This window comes from Micromonospora sp. 067-2, assembly GCF_046549295.1.
Classification (GTDB): domain Bacteria; phylum Actinomycetota; class Actinomycetes; order Mycobacteriales; family Micromonosporaceae; genus Micromonospora.
In genome coordinates, this window is the sequence record NZ_JAJPWB010000002.1 from 371,787 (window position 1) to 389,045 (window position 17,259).

16 protein-coding genes and 1 pseudogene are annotated in these 17,259 nt (G+C 71.1%); 4 read left to right on the plus strand and 13 right to left on the minus strand.

Annotated features, from left to right (window positions below; translation table 11 throughout):
- Nucleotides 1–40: 40 nt before the first annotated feature.
- From ACLJN9_RS05310 to ACLJN9_RS05340, 7 genes are all read right to left on the minus strand, one after another.
- Nucleotides 41–1,324: a thymidine phosphorylase gene (locus ACLJN9_RS05310; RefSeq protein WP_410809924.1), complete on the minus strand. Its 1,284-nt coding sequence runs from the start codon at nt 1,322–1,324 to the stop codon at nt 41–43.
- Between the two features lie 16 nt (nt 1,325–1,340).
- Nucleotides 1,341–2,051 carry a cytidine deaminase gene (locus tag ACLJN9_RS05315; protein WP_410809926.1) on the minus strand — a complete coding sequence of 237 codons (711 nt, stop codon included), beginning with the start codon at nt 2,049–2,051 and terminating at the stop codon, nt 1,341–1,343.
- 190 nt (nt 2,052–2,241) lie between these two features.
- On the minus strand, nt 2,242–3,522 hold the full coding sequence (locus ACLJN9_RS05320; protein ID WP_410809928.1) for an ABC transporter permease: 1,281 nt from the start codon (nt 3,520–3,522) through the stop codon (nt 2,242–2,244).
- A 3-nt stretch (nt 3,523–3,525) separates the two neighbouring features.
- Nucleotides 3,526–4,875: an ABC transporter permease gene (locus tag ACLJN9_RS05325; protein ID WP_410809930.1), complete on the minus strand. Its 1,350-nt coding sequence runs from the start codon at nt 4,873–4,875 to the stop codon at nt 3,526–3,528.
- 156 nt (nt 4,876–5,031) lie between these two features.
- A complete protein-coding gene (locus ACLJN9_RS05330; protein WP_410810201.1) occupies nt 5,032–6,594 on the minus strand; it encodes an ABC transporter ATP-binding protein in 1,563 nt (520 codons plus the stop codon).
- Between the two features lie 193 nt (nt 6,595–6,787).
- On the minus strand, nt 6,788–7,855 hold the full coding sequence (locus tag ACLJN9_RS05335) for a BMP family lipoprotein (RefSeq protein ID WP_410810202.1): 1,068 nt from the start codon (nt 7,853–7,855) through the stop codon (nt 6,788–6,790).
- Between the two features lie 200 nt (nt 7,856–8,055).
- Nucleotides 8,056–8,298, minus strand: coding sequence for a hypothetical protein (locus tag ACLJN9_RS05340; RefSeq protein ID WP_410809932.1), 243 nt, complete (start codon nt 8,296–8,298; stop codon nt 8,056–8,058).
- 107 nt (nt 8,299–8,405) lie between these two features.
- Here ACLJN9_RS05340 and ACLJN9_RS05345 point away from each other — a divergent pair, with 107 nt between their 5' ends.
- Nucleotides 8,406–9,452 (plus strand): LacI family DNA-binding transcriptional regulator, encoded by a 1,047-nt coding sequence (locus tag ACLJN9_RS05345; protein WP_410809934.1) that lies wholly within the window; start codon nt 8,406–8,408, stop codon nt 9,450–9,452.
- A gap of 88 nt (nt 9,453–9,540) precedes the next feature.
- Nucleotides 9,541–10,023 (plus strand): annotated as a pseudogene (locus ACLJN9_RS05350) (DUF3459 domain-containing protein); the annotation flags it as partial.
- A gap of 161 nt (nt 10,024–10,184) precedes the next feature.
- Here the strand turns inward: ACLJN9_RS05350 and ACLJN9_RS05355 are convergent.
- The 6 genes from ACLJN9_RS05355 to ACLJN9_RS05380 form a co-directional block, all read right to left on the minus strand.
- Nucleotides 10,185–10,622, minus strand: a complete 438-nt coding sequence (locus ACLJN9_RS05355; RefSeq protein ID WP_410809936.1) for a hypothetical protein — start codon at nt 10,620–10,622, stop codon at nt 10,185–10,187.
- Between the two features lie 80 nt (nt 10,623–10,702).
- On the minus strand, nt 10,703–11,089 hold the full coding sequence (locus ACLJN9_RS05360; protein WP_410809938.1) for a GntR family transcriptional regulator: 387 nt from the start codon (nt 11,087–11,089) through the stop codon (nt 10,703–10,705).
- Nucleotides 11,089–12,012 carry a YihY/virulence factor BrkB family protein gene (locus ACLJN9_RS05365; RefSeq protein WP_410809940.1) on the minus strand — a complete coding sequence of 308 codons (924 nt, stop codon included), beginning with the start codon at nt 12,010–12,012 and terminating at the stop codon, nt 11,089–11,091. The genes ACLJN9_RS05360 and ACLJN9_RS05365 overlap by 1 nt, the downstream gene beginning before the upstream one ends.
- A 79-nt stretch (nt 12,013–12,091) precedes the next feature.
- Complete coding sequence (locus ACLJN9_RS05370; RefSeq protein WP_410809942.1) at nt 12,092–12,658, minus strand: 2'-5' RNA ligase family protein; 567 nt, start codon at nt 12,656–12,658, stop codon at nt 12,092–12,094.
- Nucleotides 12,659–12,683: 25 nt separating this feature from the next.
- Nucleotides 12,684–13,709: a tryptophan--tRNA ligase gene (gene trpS, locus ACLJN9_RS05375; RefSeq protein ID WP_410809944.1), complete on the minus strand. Its 1,026-nt coding sequence runs from the start codon at nt 13,707–13,709 to the stop codon at nt 12,684–12,686.
- Between the two features lie 33 nt (nt 13,710–13,742).
- On the minus strand, nt 13,743–14,873 hold the full coding sequence (locus ACLJN9_RS05380) for a hemolysin family protein (RefSeq protein ID WP_410809946.1): 1,131 nt from the start codon (nt 14,871–14,873) through the stop codon (nt 13,743–13,745).
- Between the two features lie 193 nt (nt 14,874–15,066).
- Here ACLJN9_RS05380 and galE point away from each other — a divergent pair, with 193 nt between their 5' ends.
- A complete protein-coding gene (galE, locus tag ACLJN9_RS05385; protein ID WP_410809948.1) occupies nt 15,067–16,050 on the plus strand; it encodes a UDP-glucose 4-epimerase GalE in 984 nt (327 codons plus the stop codon).
- On the plus strand, nt 16,047–17,216 hold the full coding sequence (galK, locus tag ACLJN9_RS05390; RefSeq protein WP_410809950.1) for a galactokinase: 1,170 nt from the start codon (nt 16,047–16,049) through the stop codon (nt 17,214–17,216). Before galE ends, galK begins: the two co-directional genes overlap by 4 nt.
- The last annotated feature ends 43 nt before the right edge of the window (nt 17,217–17,259 follow it).

Here is a 17,259-nt window from a genome sequence, read left to right on the forward strand (position 1 = left end):
GGCGTGACCAGCACCACGCCCACCCCGCTCTCTAGCCCGGTCAGCCGATCCGCTCGATGACCAACGGGGTCGCCACCGGTGCGGTCGGCGCGATCCGCACCGCACCGGCGGCCTCCGCCAGCGCCGCCGGGATCCGCGCAGCGTCCTCGGCACGCAGCTCGTAGAGGGGGTCGCCGGCCCGCACCGGGTCGCCCGGCCGCCTGTGCAACACCACCCCCGCCGGCACACTGACCGGGTCCTCCTTGCGCGCGCGACCCGCGCCGAGCCGCCAGGCCGCCACCCCCATGGCGTACGCGTCGACGGCGGCGACGTACCCGTCCTGCTCGGCGCGGACCACCTCGACCTCAGCGGCGGCCGGCATCGGTGCGTCCGGGTCGCCGCCCTGCGCGCGGACCATCGCCCGCCAGGAATCCATCGCCCGGCCGTCGAGCAGCGCCGCCGCGGGATCGGCGTCCGGCAGGCCGGCGGCGTCGAGCATCTCCCGGGCCAGGGCCACCGTCAGCTCCACCACGTCGGCCGGCCCGCCACCGGCCAGCACCTCGACCGACTCGGTCACCTCGACCGCGTTGCCGATCGCCAGACCCAGCGGGGTGGACATGTCGGTGAGCAGGGCGACCGTGCGCACGCCGTGCGCGCCACCCAGCTCGACCATGGTGCGGGCCAGCGCGCGGGCCTGGTCGACGGACTTCATGAACGCGCCGGAGCCGACCTTGACGTCGAGGACCAGTGCGCTGGTGCCCTCGGCGATCTTCTTGCTCATGATCGAGCTGGCGATCAGCGGAATCGCCTCCACGGTGCCGGTCACGTCGCGCAGCGCGTACAGCTTGCGGTCGGCGGGGGCGAGCCCGGCGCCGGCGGCGCAGATCACCGCGCCGACCTCGTCCAGCTGGGCGATGAACCCGTCGTTGCTCAGGGTGGCCTGCCAACCCGGGATCGACTCCAGCTTGTCGAGCGTGCCGCCGGTGTGCCCGAGGCCGCGCCCGCTCAGCTGCGGCACGGCCGCGCCACACGCCGCCACCAGCGGGGTGAGCGGCAGAGTGATCTTGTCGCCGACGCCGCCGGTGGAGTGCTTGTCGACGGTCGGACGACGTACCGCCGACAGGTCCAGCCGCTCACCGCTGGCGATCATCGCGGCGGTCCACCGCGCGATCTCCGGGCCGGTCATGCCGTTGAGCAGGATCGCCATGGCCAGCGCCGACATCTGCTCGTCGGCGACCACCCCCCGGGTGTACGCGTCCACCACCCAGTCGATCTGCGCGTCCGACAGCACACCCCCGTCCCGCTTCGTCCGGATGACGTCAACAGCAGCAAAACCACTACTCATCAGTTGTTCTTCCTCGTCAGTTGCCGGGCCAGCGAACAGGGATCTCCAGCGGCGGCTCACCCTCGCCCGCCCAGAAGATGGTGCCCGTTGCGTCGACCACCACCACACGCGGTGTCCGGGCCAGGCCCCAGGTGATCGCCTCTGCCGGGTCGTCCCAGCTCGGGGCCTCCTCCAGCACGCCGGTCTCGGCGCCCGCGTCGTCCCCGGCCGACCGCTCCCAGTACGCCGTCCAGACCTGCTGGCCGGCGGACATGTCCGGGTGCACGAAGACCGTGCCGCGCCCACGCCAGGCGGCCAGCCGCTCCGGGACCACCGGCACCGGCGTCTCACCGGTCACCGCCTCCAGATCCTCCACACCGAAGGCGTGCGGCAGCAGCTCGGCCATCGACAGTGGGCGGCCCCTGGTCTCGACGAGGCACTCCGGCCCGCCGTTCTCCCAGAGCAGCTGCCGACACCGGCCGCAGGGCATCAGCGGCTCACCGGTGGCATCGACGCAGGACATCGCGACGAGCCGGCCACCGCCGGTGGCGTGCAGCGAGGAGACCACCCCGCACTCGGCGCAGAGGGTGACCCCGTAGGCCGCGTTCTCGACGTTGCAGCCCACCACGACGCGGCCGTCGTCGACCAGGGCGGCGGCACCCACCGGAAACGTCGAGTACGGCGCGTACGCGTGCCGCATCGCCTCGATGGCGGCAGCCCGCAGACGCGGCCAGTCAATGTCGGTCATGCCGTCATTCTGCCGAAGTAGCCCAGGTCAGAAGCGGGTAGGGTGCCGCTGCCCGCACTTTCACCGATCCTCGACGATCGACGTGCGGAACAGTCCCCAGGCCACGAAGCGGCCGAACAGGTCTCGTTGGCTGGGGCCGCCCGATCGATCACCCGGCCCGGTCGGAGGGCGCGCCAGGCACGGCGCAAGCTCAACCCTTGATGTACGGCTTGCCGTCGGCGGCCGGTGCCCGCACCCGACCGACCAGACCGGCCACGGCCAGGATCGTGGCCAGGTACGGCAGCATGGCGAGGAACTGGCTCGGGAACACGCTGTTGATCGCACCCAGGTAGGTGGCGAGCTGGTCGGCGAAGCCGAAGAAGAGTGCGGCGAGCAGCGCCCCGGTCGGGTTCCATCGGCCGAAGATCAACGCGGCCAGCGCGATGAAGCCCTTGCCGTTGATCATGTTCTTGGTGAACGAGAAGAGCGCCAGCGTGTAGGAGGCGCCGCCGATGCCGGCGACCACGCCAGCGAGCAGCACGTTGCGGTAGCGCACACGCAGCACCTTGACGCCGAGCGTGTCGGCGGCGGTCGGGTGCTCACCGACCGAGCGGGTGCGCAGCCCCCACCGGGTACGGAACAGCGCGATGTGGATCACCAGCACGAGGAGCAGGCCGAGGTAGAGGAAGATGTTGCCGCGGAACAGCGCCGGGCCGAGCACCGGAATGTCCTTGAGTAGCGGGATCTCCCAGTTGCCGAAGCGGGGCGCGCTGTTGTACCGCTCGATGTTGGTCTGCATCAGCCGTTCGTAGAGGAAACCGGTGACGCCGACCGCCAGCAGGTTCAGCACGATGCCGATGACCACCTGGTCGACCAGGTAGCGGATGGCGAAGATCGCCAGCAGCAGCGAGATGAACGCGCCGCCGAGGGCGGCGGCCACCAGGCCCACCCAGACGTTGCCGGAGATGCTCCCGAAGAGCGCGCCGCTGAACGCGCCCATCAGCAACTGCCCCTCGATGGCCACGTTGACCACACCGGATCGCTCACAGAGCACACCGGCCAGCGCGCCGAAGATGAGCGGCAGCGCCAGGACGAAGGTGCCGCGGAGAATGTTGACCAGCGGCATGAAGTTCTGCCCGGTCGGCGCGGCGGAGACCTGCCAGCAGAGGAAGGAGAGCACGAAGCCGACCAGCCCGACGCCGAGCACCGGAAGGAACCACCGCTTCGGTACCCCGGCGAGCAGGGCCGCACCAGCGGCGATCGTGATGATCCCGAACAGGATCGCGCCGATCGTGCCGTTGATCTCCAGTGCGGCGCCGGCCGCGTCGTCGCTGAGCGTGAACCGGGCCTCCTGGTCGGTGGCGAGCGCGCCGAAGAGCACCGCCGCCAGCAGGCCGAGCGCCAGCAGGGTCAGGCCGACCTTGCGGCTACGGGTCCAGAAGCCCTCGTCGACCGGGGCGACCGCGATGTCGGGGACAGCCATGGTGGACATGAGTTACCAGCCCTTCGCCAGGCTCGTCTGCAACCGCGCGGCACGCGCGGCCCGGAGCTGGAAGATCGCCTTCACCAGGGCCGGCGCGGCGATGAAGATGACGATCAGCGCCTGGAGCACCGTGACCAGCTCCAGCGAGATCCCCGAGTACGACTGCATGCGGTTGCCACCGGCCTGGAGCGCCCCGAACAGCAGCGCCGCCAGCAGCACCCCCCAGGGCTTCACCCGGCCGAGCAACGCCACCAGGATGCCGTCGAAGCCGATCTGCGCCACCACCAGCGGGGTCAACGCGCTGGCGGTGGAACCGAGGACCATGTTCGAACCGCCGAGGCCGGCCAGGATCCCGGCAAAGACCATGATCAGGATGTACGTCCGGGTGACGCTGATACCCGCGGTACGGGCGGCGTCCGGGTTGGCGCCGACCGCACGCAGCTCGAAGCCGAGCGTCGAACGGTTGAGCAGCCAGGCGACCGCCCAGGTGGCCAGCACCGCGAGCAGGATGCCGGCGTGCACCCGCAGGTTGTCGCCGAGCAGTCGGGGCAACTGCGCGGAGTTGTCCACCGTCCGGCTGATCGCGTCGGTACGGGTCGGGTCCTGCACGCCGTTCTGCACGATGAGCCAGGTCAGGAAGTACGTGGCGATGTAGTTGAGCATGATCGTGTTGATCACCTCGTGCGCACCGGCACGGGCCTTGAGGATGCCGGGGATGAAACCCCAGACCGCACCGCCCAGAGCGCCGGCCAGCACCGCCACCAGCAGGTGCAGGCCGGGCGGCAGCGGCAGCAGGAAGCCGGCCAACGCAGCGAAGATCACGCCGATGGTGGCCTGGCCCTGGGCGCCGATGTTGAACAGGCCGCCACGGAAGGCCAGCGCCACCGACAGGCCGGTGAAGACCAGCGGCGCGGTGTAGGTGAGCGTCTCGGAGATCGGCGCGAGCACGTTCTCCCAGCCGTTGGTGCCGTTCAGCCAGCCGGAGAACGCCTCCGGGTCGAAGATCGAACCCTTGAACAGGTTCGCGTACGCCCCACTGACCAGCGTCCAACTGGAAGTGAACGCGTCGGACGGTCGGGAGGTGATGTACGAGTAGGTGGAGAGCACCTCTGGATCGGAGACGATCATCAGAACCGCGCCGACCACGATCGCCAGCACCAGCGACAGCAGGGTCACCGTGAAGGTGTTGGCCGCCCAGAGATTGTCCAGGAACAGCCGGCCCAGCGAGGGCTTCGGCTCCGGCTCCTTGGGCGCGGTGGTCGTGCCGGCCCGTTCGGTGTTGCCGAGCGCGGTCTGGGCCGCCTGCGCCTCGCTCGCCGGCTCCTTGTCCGGGGAGCCCAACTGCGGGTTCAGGTCGCTCATGCCGTCACTCCGCTTCGCTGCGTGACGCCACGAGGCACCACCGCACTGCAACGATGATTCGCTCGCTGACGCTCGCTCATGCCGTCACTCCGCTTCGCTGCGTGACGCCACGAGGCACCACCGCACTGCAACGATGATTCGCTCGCTGACGCTCGCTCATGCCTCGTCCTCGCTCGCGGGCGCGTCATTGGTCGGCGCGTCCTGCTGGGCCTCGTCGCGGCTGATACCGGCCATCAGCAGGCCGATCTCCTCACGCGGAGTGTCCGGGCCGACGATGCCGATGATCCGGCCCCGGTACATGACCGCGATCCGGTCGGCCAGCCCGATGACCTCGTCGAGCTCACTGGAGACCACCATGACGGCGGTGCCGACGTCCCGCTCGTGGATGATCCGGCTGTGGATGAACTCGATCGACCCGACGTCCACGCCCCGGGTCGGCTGGGCGGCGATGAAGAGCTTCAGCGGCCGGGACAGCTCCCGGGCCACGATCACCTTCTGCTGGTTGCCGCCGGACAGGGTGCCCACGGGCGCGTCGGCCGACGAGGTGCGGACGTCGAACTGCTCGATGCGCTCCTTCGCCGACGCCGCGATCGCGTCCGGCTTGAGCGCGAGCCCGGTGCCGAACGGCGGCCGGTCGTAGATGTCCAGAACCAGGTTCTCGGCGACGCTGAATTCCTTGACCAGGCCGTCCACGCTGCGATCCTCGGGCACGTAGCCGACGCCGGCGCGGAGCACCTTCTTCGTCTTCCAGCCGTCGATCCGGTCGCCGGCCAGGCTGACCGTGCCGGCGAGCACCGGACGCAGTCCCATGATCGCCTCGATCAGCTCGGTCTGGCCGTTGCCCTGTACGCCCGCCACGCCGAGCACCTCGCCGGCGCGTACGGTCAGGTCCACTCCGTTGACCGCGCGGATCTGACGGTCGTCGTCGACGACCAGCCCGGCCACCTCCAGCACCGGCTCGCCCGGCGTCGCCGGGGACTTTTCCACCGTCAGCCGGACGCTGCGTCCGACCATCAGTGCGGCCAGCTCGTCCCGACTGGCCTCCGGCGAGGCGGTGCCGACGGTCTTTCCGCGCCGGATCACGGTGATCCGGTCGGCGATCGCCTTGACCTCGCCCAGTTTGTGGGTGATGAAGACGATCGACTTGCCGGCCGCCTTGAGCGACCGCATGACCGTCAACAACTCCTCGGTCTCCTGCGGGGTGAGCACCGCGGTCGGCTCGTCCAGGATGAGCAGGTCGACGTCGCGGGTGAGCGCCTTGACGATCTCGACGCGCTGCTGGATGCCGACCGGCAGGTCCTCGATCAACGCATCCGGGTCGACGCGCAGGTTGTAGCGCTCGGACACCTCGGCGACCTCGCGCCGCGCCCGCCGCCGGTCCAGGAAACCGGCGATGCCGCCCCTGACCTGCTCGGCGCCGAGCATGATGTTCTCCGCCACGGTGAAGACCGGCACCAGCATGAAGTGCTGGTGCACCATGCCGATCCCGGCGCCGATCGCGTCGGACGGGCCCTTCAGCCTCAGCGGCTGGCCGTCGACCAGGATCTCGCCCTCGTCGGGCTGGTAGAGCCCGTAGAGGACGTTCATCAGGGTCGACTTGCCCGCGCCGTTCTCGCCGAGCAGGGCGTGAATCTCTCCAGGCTCCACCGTCAGGTCGATGTGGTCGTTGGCGACCAGATCACCGAATCGCTTGGTGATGCCGCGCAGTTCGAGTCTCAGCGCAACCTCCTGGAGTGCGAGCGATGGTGCAGCGTAGCTGCCGTTGACCGAGCCGGAACGGCCCGGTCATCGTGGCGCGCGATCGGCCGCCCCGGCCCTGCGGGTGGTGACCCGCGGGGTCGGAGCGGCCGGATCGGTCGTACCTGTCTCCGCCGACCTACCCGATGATCTCACCGGGAGGATCAGCCGGTTGTCACTTGGTCGGCTGGGCCTTCGAGGAGACGGTGATGGTGCCGGCGGCGATGTCCGCCTTGATCTTGTCGACCTCGGTCTTCAGCTCGGCCGGGACCTTGCTGTCGAAGTCGTGGTACGGGGCGATCGAGACGCCGTTGTTGGCCAGGGTGCCGACGAAGCCGGGCTTGGCCGGGAGCTTGTCGCCAGCGGCGGCCTTGACCACGGCCTCCTTGACGGCGTCCGGGATGTTCTTGACCACGGTGGTCACGATCGCGGAGCAGTCCGGGGTGCTCTCGCAGCCGTCGACGTCCACCCAGATGGTGCTGTACTTGCCGCCCGAGGCCTTGGCCGCGGAGGTGGTGCCGAGGCCGGAGCCGCCGGCGACCGGCATGATGATGTCGGCGCCCTGCGCGACCAGCGCGTCGGAGACCTTCTTGCCCTCGTCCTGCTTGGCGAAGTCGTTGGTGAAGGACCCCTTCTGGGTCTCCTTGTTCCAGCCGAGCGCCTGGACGTTCTTGCCCTTGGTGGTGTTGTAGTACGCCACGCCGTCGACGAAGCCGTCCATGAAGATGGTCACCGGCGGGATCGGCAGGCCACCGTAGGTGCCGACCTTGCCGCTCTTGGACAGCCCGGCGGCCAGGTAACCGGCCTGGAACGCGGCCTGGGCGGTGTCGAACTGCATCGGGTAGATGTTGTCCAGACCCGGGTTCGCGTCGACGATGCCGAACTCCTGGTTCGGGTTGGCCGTGGCGATCTTCTTGGTGGCGTTGGCCATCAGGCCACCGACCGCCAGGATGAAGTTGCACTTCTGGTTGACGTACTGCGTCAGGTTCGGCTCGTAGTCGGCCTCGGCCTTCGACGCGACGAACTTGATGTCGATGTTGTCGTTGGCGGCCTTGGCCTGCTGCAGGCCCTTCCAGGCCGAGGTGTTGAACGACTTGTCGTCGATGCCGCCGACGTCGGTCACCATGCAGGCGCTGAACTTCTTCGCGCCGCTGCCGGCGTTGTTGTCATCCTTGGGGGCCTCGCCGCAAGCGGCGGCGGTGAGCGCGAGCCCACCCACCGCGAAGATCGAGGCGATCCGCATCCCACGCACCGAACGCAAGACGTCTCCTTCCCATTGCACACCGCGCCTAGTGCGGTGGCAGCCCATCAGCCGACCTGCGGTGTGCCGCCGGCTGTCCCACGTTACGGACGGGAGCGTACGCCCGCGCCCACCCACCGGCCGATAATCGTGCACGACTGTTGAACGCCTGTTACCCGGGTGTAACCCTTGCGTGGGGCACATCACTCTTCGTGCTGGTAGGCGAGCAGCCGAGGCGTCACGAAAGTCCGGTTTCGGGGGGTGACCCCCGCCTCGGACGTTACCGCCAAAAGACCGCCACCGCCGCGTTGACCAGGGTCAGACCGACGATCGCGAGGGCCGGAGATGGTCCGGTCGGTGAGCACCCGGGTGAGGTTGCGCAACCCGAAGCTCACCTTCCAGCCCTGGGCCAGCCAGGTCCGGGTCTGAAAGTCAATCCGGCGCATCGATGCCACGCCGCTGCTGTCGTATGGTGCCTTAGCAAGACGGTGCAAGGAATGGGAGGGCTTGCAGAGACCCCCGCAAGAACTTGCCGGTGGGCTAAAGTGCCGCCATGCGCGCTCGACTGTCCGACATCGCCCAGCAGGCCGAAGTCAGCGAGGCCACGGTGTCGCGGGTGCTGAACGACCGCCCCGGCGTGGCTTCGGAGACCCGACAGGCCGTCCTCACCGCCCTCGACGTGCTCGGCTACGAGCGCCCGGCCCGGCTGCGCAAGCGCAGTGCCGGGCTGGTCGGCCTGGTGGTGCCGGAGCTGGAAAACCCGATCTTTCCCGCCTTCGCCCAGGTCATCGAGTCGACCCTGGCGCAGAGTGGGTTCACCCCGGTGCTGTGCACCCAGACCGCCGGCGGCGTCACCGAGGACGAGTACGTGGAGATGCTGCTGGACCGGCAGGTCTCCGGGATCGCCTTCGTCTCCGGTCTGCACGCCGACACCGCGGCCAACCACGACCGCTACCGGGCGCTGCTCGCCCGGCCACTACCGGTCGTGATGATCAACGGGTACGTCCCCGGCATCGGCGCCCCGTTCGTCTCCTGCGACGACCGGGAGGCGGCCGAGCTGGCCGTGGCCCACCTGGTCGCACTCGGGCACCGCCGGATCGGCCTGATCACCGGCCCGGACCGCTTCGTTCCGGTGCGGCGCAAGGTGGCCGGCTGGCGCGCGGCGATGACCCGGCTGGCCGGCGTCGCCGAAGCCGACCTGGGTCCGCTGGCCGAGCTGTCCCTGTTCGGTGTGGAGGGTGGCGAGGCCGCCGCCGGCCGCCTGCTGGACCGCGGCGTCACCGGCGTGGTGTGCGGCTCCGACCTGATGGCGCTCGGCGCGGTCCGGGCGGCCCGCCAGCGCGGCCTGAGCGTCCCCGACGACCTCTCCGTGGTCGGCTACGACGACTCGCCGCTGATGGCCTTCACCGACCCGCCGCTGACCACCATGCGGCAGCCGGTCACCGCGATGGCGGTGGCAGCGGTCCGAGCCCTGGTGGACGAGATCAACGGGCACGGTGCCCCGCACTCGGAGTACCTGTTCCGCCCGGAGCTGGTGGTACGTGGTTCCACCGCGGTCGCCCCGGCCGTCGTGCGGCTTCCTTACGCACGATCTGCTTGACTCTTGCAGATGCCGACCGGCATTGCTCCTGCCGGATGTCGGCTTCAGCACGATGACGACCGGCCAACGCCAGCTCGAGCTGCTCGGGCTCGACCTCCCTGACGAGCTGCGTCAGGATCCGGCGTTCCTGTGCACCGGCGAGAGTCGGAACGGCTGCCGGGTGCCCACGCCGTGGAGCGGCGAGCTGGCGCCGTACGGCTTCGCGCCGACCGGCAGCGAACGGAGCTGGCTACCGGCCCCGGCGACCTGGCGGGCCCTGTCGGTCACCGCGCAGACCGGCGTGGCCGGCTCGACGCTGGAGCTGTACCGGGCCGCCCCGCGGATCCGGCACGAGCACCCGGCGCTCGCCGTCGAGGCCGACGGCCTGACCTGGCTGGACAGCGGCCCCGGCGTGCTGGCCTTCTCCCGGACCTCCGGGGCGACCGTGCTGACCTGCGTGGTCAACCTCAGCGGCGCGCCGGTCCTGATCGACGGGTACGCCGAACCGCTCGTCGAAAGCGAGGCGCTCACCGGGCAGGGCTCCGGCCATCTGCTGCCCGTCGACGCGGCAGCCTGGTTGGAACGGCGTTGAGCGGGTAACCCGTCACCAACCTGGTCGTCCGTCGTGCCCCGCGCCAACGGGCGACTGGGCTACCGGCCCCTTGTGGTGGGGGGTGAGGTGGCGCTGGCGCCACGCGGAGTCCGCTCCGCGTGGCGCCGGTGTCCGTCCCGACGGCTAGTCGCGCCCGACCGTCACTTCGCGGTGAGCAGCGCCGCGATGCGGGTGAAGCCCTCCCGAACCTCAGCCTCGTCCGGCGGCTCGACGGGCGCGCCGTGGCCCGCCTCGTCGGCGGCGGCGTCCAACTCCTCGTCGATCACGTCCTCGAAGTCGCCGTACAGGTCGGCGCCCTCGACCTGGCGTTCCTCGTCCTCGGCGGCGACCTGCGCAGCGGCGATCTCGCTACGGATCTCGTCGGGCGACAGTGCCGGCAGCAGCGGCTCCACCACGGCGATCAACTGTTCGTCGGCCACCACCGCCTCCGCCAGCGCCAGCGCGTGCGGCCGCTCGTACGGCCCGCAGACCACCGGCTCCCACTCGTCGAGGTCACCGAGCGGACCGAAAGTGATGATCCACGGCAGGCCGAGCAGCGGCGAGTCGGCTGGCAGGTCCAGTGTCATGAGTGCGCCCACCGGCTCATTCTGAGCGGCGAACGCGAGCGCCGACGCCGTTCGCCTCAGTTTTCGCCCGTCCGGCACCCGATCGGCTACGGTCAGCCGGGTCGGGCGGCGTCCAGGGCGGCGCGGACCAGGGCGAGCGCGGTAGCGGGCGACACACCGAGCCGCGTCGCCTCGGCCGCGTAACCGGCCGCCGCCCTGTGCAGCCGGTCCACGGCGTCGTCCCGGCCCGGGGCGACGAAGGTGCCGTTGCGTCCCCGAGTCTCCAGCAGCCCGGCCGCCTCCAGCTCCCGGTAGGCCCGGGCCACCGTGTTGGCGGCCAGCCGCAGGTCGGCGGCGAGCTGCCGGACGGTGGGCAGGCGGCTGCCCACCGGCAACCGACCGTCGCCGATCAGCTCGGCGAGCTGCCCGCGCACCTGCTCGTACGGGGGCACCGACGAATCCGCGTCGACCGAGACCGTCATCTGCGCATCTTCGGCCATCAGCCCGCACCTCCCGGCGTACCGGGGTCGGTGTCCTCGTCGGGTGCCGCCAGCGGGGCGGCCTCCGCCAGATCCAGCACCCGCCCACGCCCACTGGTCGCGAGGAGCGCCGCCCCGAACAGCACCAGTTGGTTGAGCAGATAGAGATAGAGCAGCAGGCCGACAGCGCCGGCCACCACGGTGTACGCCGGGTTGCGCTCGGTGCGCACCACGTAGTACCGCCCGACAGTGTTGAGCAGCGTGATACCGACGGCGACCAGCAGCACCACCGGGCGCAGCCGGGACCGGCTCACCCGCAGCCGGGGCACCGCGACCAGCAGCGCGGTCGCGAGCACCGCGTTGACCAGCACGCTGAGCACGGCGCTGACCGTGGTGAGACCGACCGAGCCGGTGCTGCGCAGCAGGAAACGCAGCAGCGACTCCAGCGCGTCCACCGCCGCCACGGAGACACCGAGCAGCACGAAGACGCCGATCATCACGCCCAGGTCGACCAGCCGTCGGATCACCAGGTTGCCGGGCTGCTGGTTGAGCCGGTACATCAATCGTTGCGAGGAGCGGATCGCCTCGACCCAGCCGATTCCGGTGAAGATCAGGATGACCAGGCCGATCACGCCGACCGTGCCGCTGGAGTTGGCGATCTGCTGGGCGTCCAGAAAGGGCAGATTCTCCTTCAGGAAACCGGCGGCAGCCGCACTGACGTCGTCGTTGTCCTCCAGGATCGCACCGAAGATCGAGTATGCGACCAGCGCGAGGGCGAACACCGCGAAGAAGCCGTAGTAGGCGATCGCGGCGGCCAGACGCCCGGCCAGCAGCTCCGCGTAGAGCGCACCGGCCCGCCACACATGGTCGAAGAGCGCCGACCGGCAGCGCGCGGCGCTCACCCAGCGGTCGATGCCCGCCTCGATCGACCCCATCACGTTCACGCGGTCATCCTCGCCGATCTTCCACCGCCACAGGAGCAACCGGCTTCCGGTGCTCGCCGACCGGCGCGTCGCCGACCGGTCAGCCGCCGAGGCGGAAATCCCGACGCGGCTGCCACCGGGCCTGCCCGCTGTGCGAGAACAGGGTGAACCCGTCGACCTCGAACATCGCGGAGAAGTCGGCCAGGTCCTCGTAGACCTTGTCCAACGCCTCCGGTGCCACGTCCTGCGCCACGGTGACGTGCGGATGGTACGGGAAGCGGGCCTCACGGTGCAGGGCCGGCGCCTGCGCGATGGCGGCGGCCAACAACTCACACTCACTGATCCCGGCGGCGACCGCCACGAACACCACCTGGGTCACCGGGCGGAACGTTCCGGTGCCCCGCAGGTGCAGCGCGAACGGCAGGTGCGCGGCGGCGACGGAGGCCAGGTGACGCTCGACGGCCGGCAGGGCGGTCGTCGGGATCTCGGTCGGGCCCAGCAACGTCACGTGCGCGGGCACCGCCAGTGGGTCGCCGGCCTTGACCCGCCGCAGGGTGAGGTCGGCTCCCCACGGTTCCGGGATGTCCACCGCGATGCCGATCTGGATCGTGTCGCCGGTCGGCGGCACCCCGCCACTGCGATCCACGCTCCGCGCCGCTCCGGCCACCGACCCGCCCACCTGTCCCGGGGCGCTATTCGCCGCGTACCGGCGGAAAGAAACCGACCCGCTCGTACGCGGATCGCACGGTCGGTGCGGCCACCGCCCTGGCCTTCTCCGCCCCGGTGGCGAGCAGCTTGTCCAACTGCGCCGGGTCGTCGAGATAGGTGCGGGTGCGCTCCTGGATGGGGCGGACGAACTCCGCCACCACCTCGGCCAGGTCCTTCTTCAGGTCGCCGTAACCGCGTCCGGCGTACGCCCCCACCAGCTCGTCGATGCCGCGCCCGCTCAGCGCCGAGTGGATGGTCAGCAGGTTGGACACTCCCGGCTTGGTCTCGGTGTCGAAGACGATCTCCCGGCCGGTGTCGGTCACCGCCGAGCGGATCTTCTTGGCCGAGCGGGCCGGGTCCTCCAGCAGGTCGATGATGCCGGCCGGCGAGGACGACGACTTGGACATCTTCGCCGTCGGGTCCTGCAGATCGGTGATCTTCGCGGTGTCCTTGACGATGTGCGGCGCGGGCACCGTGAACGTCGGGCCGAACAGCGAGTTGAACCGCTGGGCCAGGTCCCGCGAGAGCTCCAGGTGCTGGCGCTGGTCCTCGCCGACCGGCACCGCGTTGGCCTGGTACAGCAGGATGTCGGCAGCCTGCAGGATCGGGTAGGTGAACAGCCCGACGCTGGCCCGCTCGTTGCCCTGCTTCTGCGACTTGTCCTTGAACTGGGTCATCCGGCTGGCCTCGCCGAAGCCGGTGATGCAGCCGAGCACCCAGGCCAGCTGAGGGTGCTCGGGCACCTGCGACTGCACGAACAGGGTGCTGCGCTCCGGGTCCAGACCAACCGCGAAGAGCTGGGCGGCGGCCACCCGCGTCCGCTGGCGCAGCAGCGCCGGGTCATGGCCCGCGGTGATCGCATGCAGGTCCACCACGCAGTAGAACGCGTCGTGGGTCTCCTGCAGGGCCACCCAGTGCCGCACCGCGCCCAGGTAGTTGCCGAGGTGGAAAGAGTCGGCCGTCGGCTGGATGCCGGAGAAGACGCGGGGGCGGGCGGGAACGTCGGACATGGCGACAATTCTGTCAGCAAGCAACGGGGTCCGTCATGACGGGCCGGCGGGTCGGCCGCGGCCCGCCGAAGTCGGGGTGTTGACCTCGCGCGGCTCCCCCGCGTCGACCCGGCGGGTCGGCCCAACCGCGGCACCGCGGTGCTGCCCGGCCACGGGCTCGGGAGAACGCCCCGCGCCACGGGGCTGCCCGGTGCCGACCTCGCGGCGTTGCTCGGGCATCCGGACGGCGGAGACCGCGAGCCTGGCCACCCGGCGTCCGTCCAGGGCCAGCACCCGCAGCAACCAGCCACCCTGCGGGTCGGCCGGGACGGGTCCGCCGGCCGGCTCAGCGGGCACCGGTACCTCGTCGCCACACACCGCAAGACGACCCAGCGCGGCCATCACGAAGCCGCCGACCGTCTCGTACGGCCCGACGGGCAGCGCCAGCCCGGTCCGCTCGGCGAAGTCCGCCAGGTTGAGCCGGCCGTCCACCACGGCGGGCAGGCCGTGCACCGGGTCCGGCGCGGTGTCGTACTCGTCGTGGATCTCGCCGATCAGCTCCTCGATCAGGTCCTCCAGGGTGACGATCCCGGCGGTGCCGCCGTACTCGTCGACGACCACCGCCAGGTGCTGGCCCTCCCGGCGCATCTCGCTGAGCGCGGGCAGCACCCGCTTGGTGCCGGGCAGCCGCTTCACCTCGCGGATGAGCTCGCCGACGGTGACGCACGGGTCGACGTCCGGACGCAGCAGCACGTCGCGCAGGTGGACGAATCCCACCACGTCGTCGTGGGTGCCGTCGGTGACCGGGTAGCGGGTGTGCGTCTCGGCGCGGACCAACCGGGCGGCCTCGGCGATGGTCAGCCGGGCGGGCAGGAAGACGACCTCGGTGCGGGGCATCATCACCTCGCGGACCAGGCTTGCACCGGCCACCAGGACCTCGTCGATGATCCGCCGTTCGTCCGGGTCGAGCAGCGTGTTCGCCGCGACGAGGTCCCGCAGTTCGGCCTCGGAGATGCGCTCCCGGCCGGCCGCGGGGCCGGCTCCGAGCAGGTCGGTGACGAGGCGGGTGGCACCGTCGGCGGCGCGGACCACCACCCGGGCGACGGCCCGGGCGAGCGGGCCGGGATCGCGACGGGGTCGTCCCCGCGCGCGTCGCCTGAGCCCGGTACGGGCCGCTTCCCGCATGACAGAGATGGTAGACACCGACAGCCCACCGCACCGGGCATCAGGCGCGCCACCACTCATGTTCGGCTCTGTTTAAACGTGAGAGATTATGATGGAATAGGGATGTCAGCGTGGTCGGTCGGGGTGCCGACCACCGCCGTAGGGTGATCACCGAAGGGCCACGTCCCGGGCGGGCCAGGCAGGAGGCAACGACGTGAAACTGCTCGTCACGGGGGGCGCTGGCTTCATCGGCAGCGTGGTGACCCGGATGCTGCTCGACGCGGGCCACCAGGTGGTGGTCCTGGACGACCTGCGCACCGGCCACCGCGAGTCACTCGCTCCCGACGCGACGCACGTCGAGGCGTCGATCCACGATGCCGCCCGCGTCGTCACCCCCGACGCCGGCTTCGACGGGGTGCTGCACTTCGCCGCCCTGATCGCCGCCGGCGAGTCGATGGTCAAGCCGGAGCTGTACTGGCAGACCAACACCGTCGGCACCCTCGCCCTGATCGACGCGGTCCGGGCCGCCGGGGTGCCCCGGATGGTCTTCTCCTCCACCGCCGCCGTCTACGGCAATCCCACCGAGCTGCCCATCGCAGAGACCGCGGTCAAGGCGCCCACCAACACGTACGGCGCCACCAAGCTCGCCGTCGACATGGCGCTCACGTCCGAGGCGATCGCGCACGGACTGGCCGCCGTGTCGCTGCGCTACTTCAACGTCGCCGGCGCGCACCTCGATGGCGACATCGCGCTCGGCGAACGGCACGACCCGGAGACGCACCTGATCCCGATCGCGTTGGAGGTCGCCGCGGGCAGGCGCGAGAAGCTCCAGCTCTTCGGCGACGACTACCCCACCGTGGACGGCACCTGCGTCCGCGACTACATCCACGTCGCCGACCTGGCCCGTGCCCACCTGTTGGCACTGGCCGCGGCCACCGGAGGCCAGCACCGGATCTACAACCTGGGCAACGGCAACGGCTTCACCAACCGGCAGGTGGCCGACGTGGTCCGCGAGGTCACCGGGCACCCGCTGCCGGTCGAGGTGGCACCACGCCGCGACGGCGACCCCGCCGAGCTGGTCGCCTCCTCGGCACTGGCCCGCGACGAGTTGGGCTGGGTGCCGCAGAAGGCGACCCTGCACGACATGGTCGGCGACGCCTGGGCCTTCTACCGCACGCACATCCTGGAGCAGTCGTGACCGGCCCCACCGGTGACGTCGCCGAGCGGGCCGCCGCCGGCTTCGTCGAGCAGTACGCCGACCGGGCGGCTGGCCGCTGGGCGGCTCCCGGCCGGGTCAACCTGATCGGCGAACACACCGACTACAACGAGGGGTTCGTGCTGCCCTTCGCGTTGCCGCTACGCACCGTGGTCGCGGCCGACCGGCAGGACGGCGACCGCTGGACGGTCTGGTCCGAGCTGTCCGGCGAGACGATCACCTTCGGCGCGGACGACGTGGCCGAGCCGGGCCGGGTCACCGGCTGGGGCGCGTACGTGGCCGGGGTGGTCTGGGCGCTGCGCGAGGCCGGTCACCAGGTGCCCGGCGCGCGGCTGGCGATCGCTTCCGACGTGCCCCTGGGCGCCGGGCTGTCCTCGTCGGCCGCGCTGGAGTCGGCCGTGCTCGCCGCGCTGCTCGACCTCGGTGGGCTGGAGCTGCCCACCGAGCGGCAGCCCCGGCTGGCGCAGCGCGCCGAGAACGTCTACGTCGGCGCGCCGACGGGGATCATGGACCAGTCGGCGGCGATCCGCTGCCGCGCCGGGCACGCCCTCTTCCTGGACTGCCGCGACGAGTCGGTCGAGCACATCCCGTTCGACCTGGACGCGGCCGGGCTGGCCGTGCTGGTCATCGACAGCCGGGCGCCGCACCGGCATGCCGACGGCGAGTACGCTGCCCGCCGCCGCTCCTGCGAGGCGGCAGCCGGGGCCCTCGGCGTGACCGCGCTGCGCGACGTCACCGTCGACCAGCTCGATGCCGCACTGGCCCGGCTCGACGACGAGGAGACCCGGCGGCGGGTCCGGCACGTGGTCACCGAGGACCAGCGGGTGCTGGACACCGTGGCGCTGCTGCGCGCCGGCCGGGTCCGGGACATCGGGCCGCTGCTCACGGCATCGCACGTCTCGATGCGCGACGACTTCGAGATCACCGTGCCGGAGATCGACACCGCGGTCGAGGCCGCGCTGGCGGCCGGCGCGCTGGGCGCCCGGATGACCGGCGGCGGCTTCGGCGGCTGCGTCCTCGCCCTCGTGGAGGCCGACCGGTCCGACGAGGTGGCCGCCGCCGTAACGGCCGCGTACGCGGAACGCGGCTTCACCGCACCAGACACCGTCCCGGTCGTCCCCGCCCCCGGCGCAACCCGCATCGACTGACCCACAACACCCGCCGCGGTCGCGGGGTGGCGCCCTTCGACAC

Coding starts and splice junctions, on each gene's coding strand:
- ACLJN9_RS05380 (WP_410809946.1), bottom strand. CDS start 14,873: ATGCGGGAAGCGGCCCGTACCGGGCTCAGGCGACGCGCGCGGGGACGA.
- ACLJN9_RS05345 (WP_410809934.1), top strand. CDS start 8,406: ATGCGCGCTCGACTGTCCGACATCGCCCAGCAGGCCGAAGTCAGCGAG.
- ACLJN9_RS05335 (WP_410810202.1), bottom strand. CDS start 7,855: ATGCGGATCGCCTCGATCTTCGCGGTGGGTGGGCTCGCGCTCACCGCC.
- ACLJN9_RS05320 (WP_410809928.1), bottom strand. CDS start 3,522: ATGTCCACCATGGCTGTCCCCGACATCGCGGTCGCCCCGGTCGACGAG.
- ACLJN9_RS05315 (WP_410809926.1), bottom strand. CDS start 2,051: ATGACCGACATTGACTGGCCGCGTCTGCGGGCTGCCGCCATCGAGGCG.
- trpS (WP_410809944.1), bottom strand. CDS start 13,709: ATGTCCGACGTTCCCGCCCGCCCCCGCGTCTTCTCCGGCATCCAGCCG.
- ACLJN9_RS05325 (WP_410809930.1), bottom strand. CDS start 4,875: ATGAGCGACCTGAACCCGCAGTTGGGCTCCCCGGACAAGGAGCCGGCG.
- ACLJN9_RS05360 (WP_410809938.1), bottom strand. CDS start 11,089: ATGGCCGAAGATGCGCAGATGACGGTCTCGGTCGACGCGGATTCGTCG.
- ACLJN9_RS05310 (WP_410809924.1), bottom strand. CDS start 1,324: ATGAGTAGTGGTTTTGCTGCTGTTGACGTCATCCGGACGAAGCGGGAC.
- ACLJN9_RS05340 (WP_410809932.1), bottom strand. CDS start 8,298: ATGCGCCGGATTGACTTTCAGACCCGGACCTGGCTGGCCCAGGGCTGG.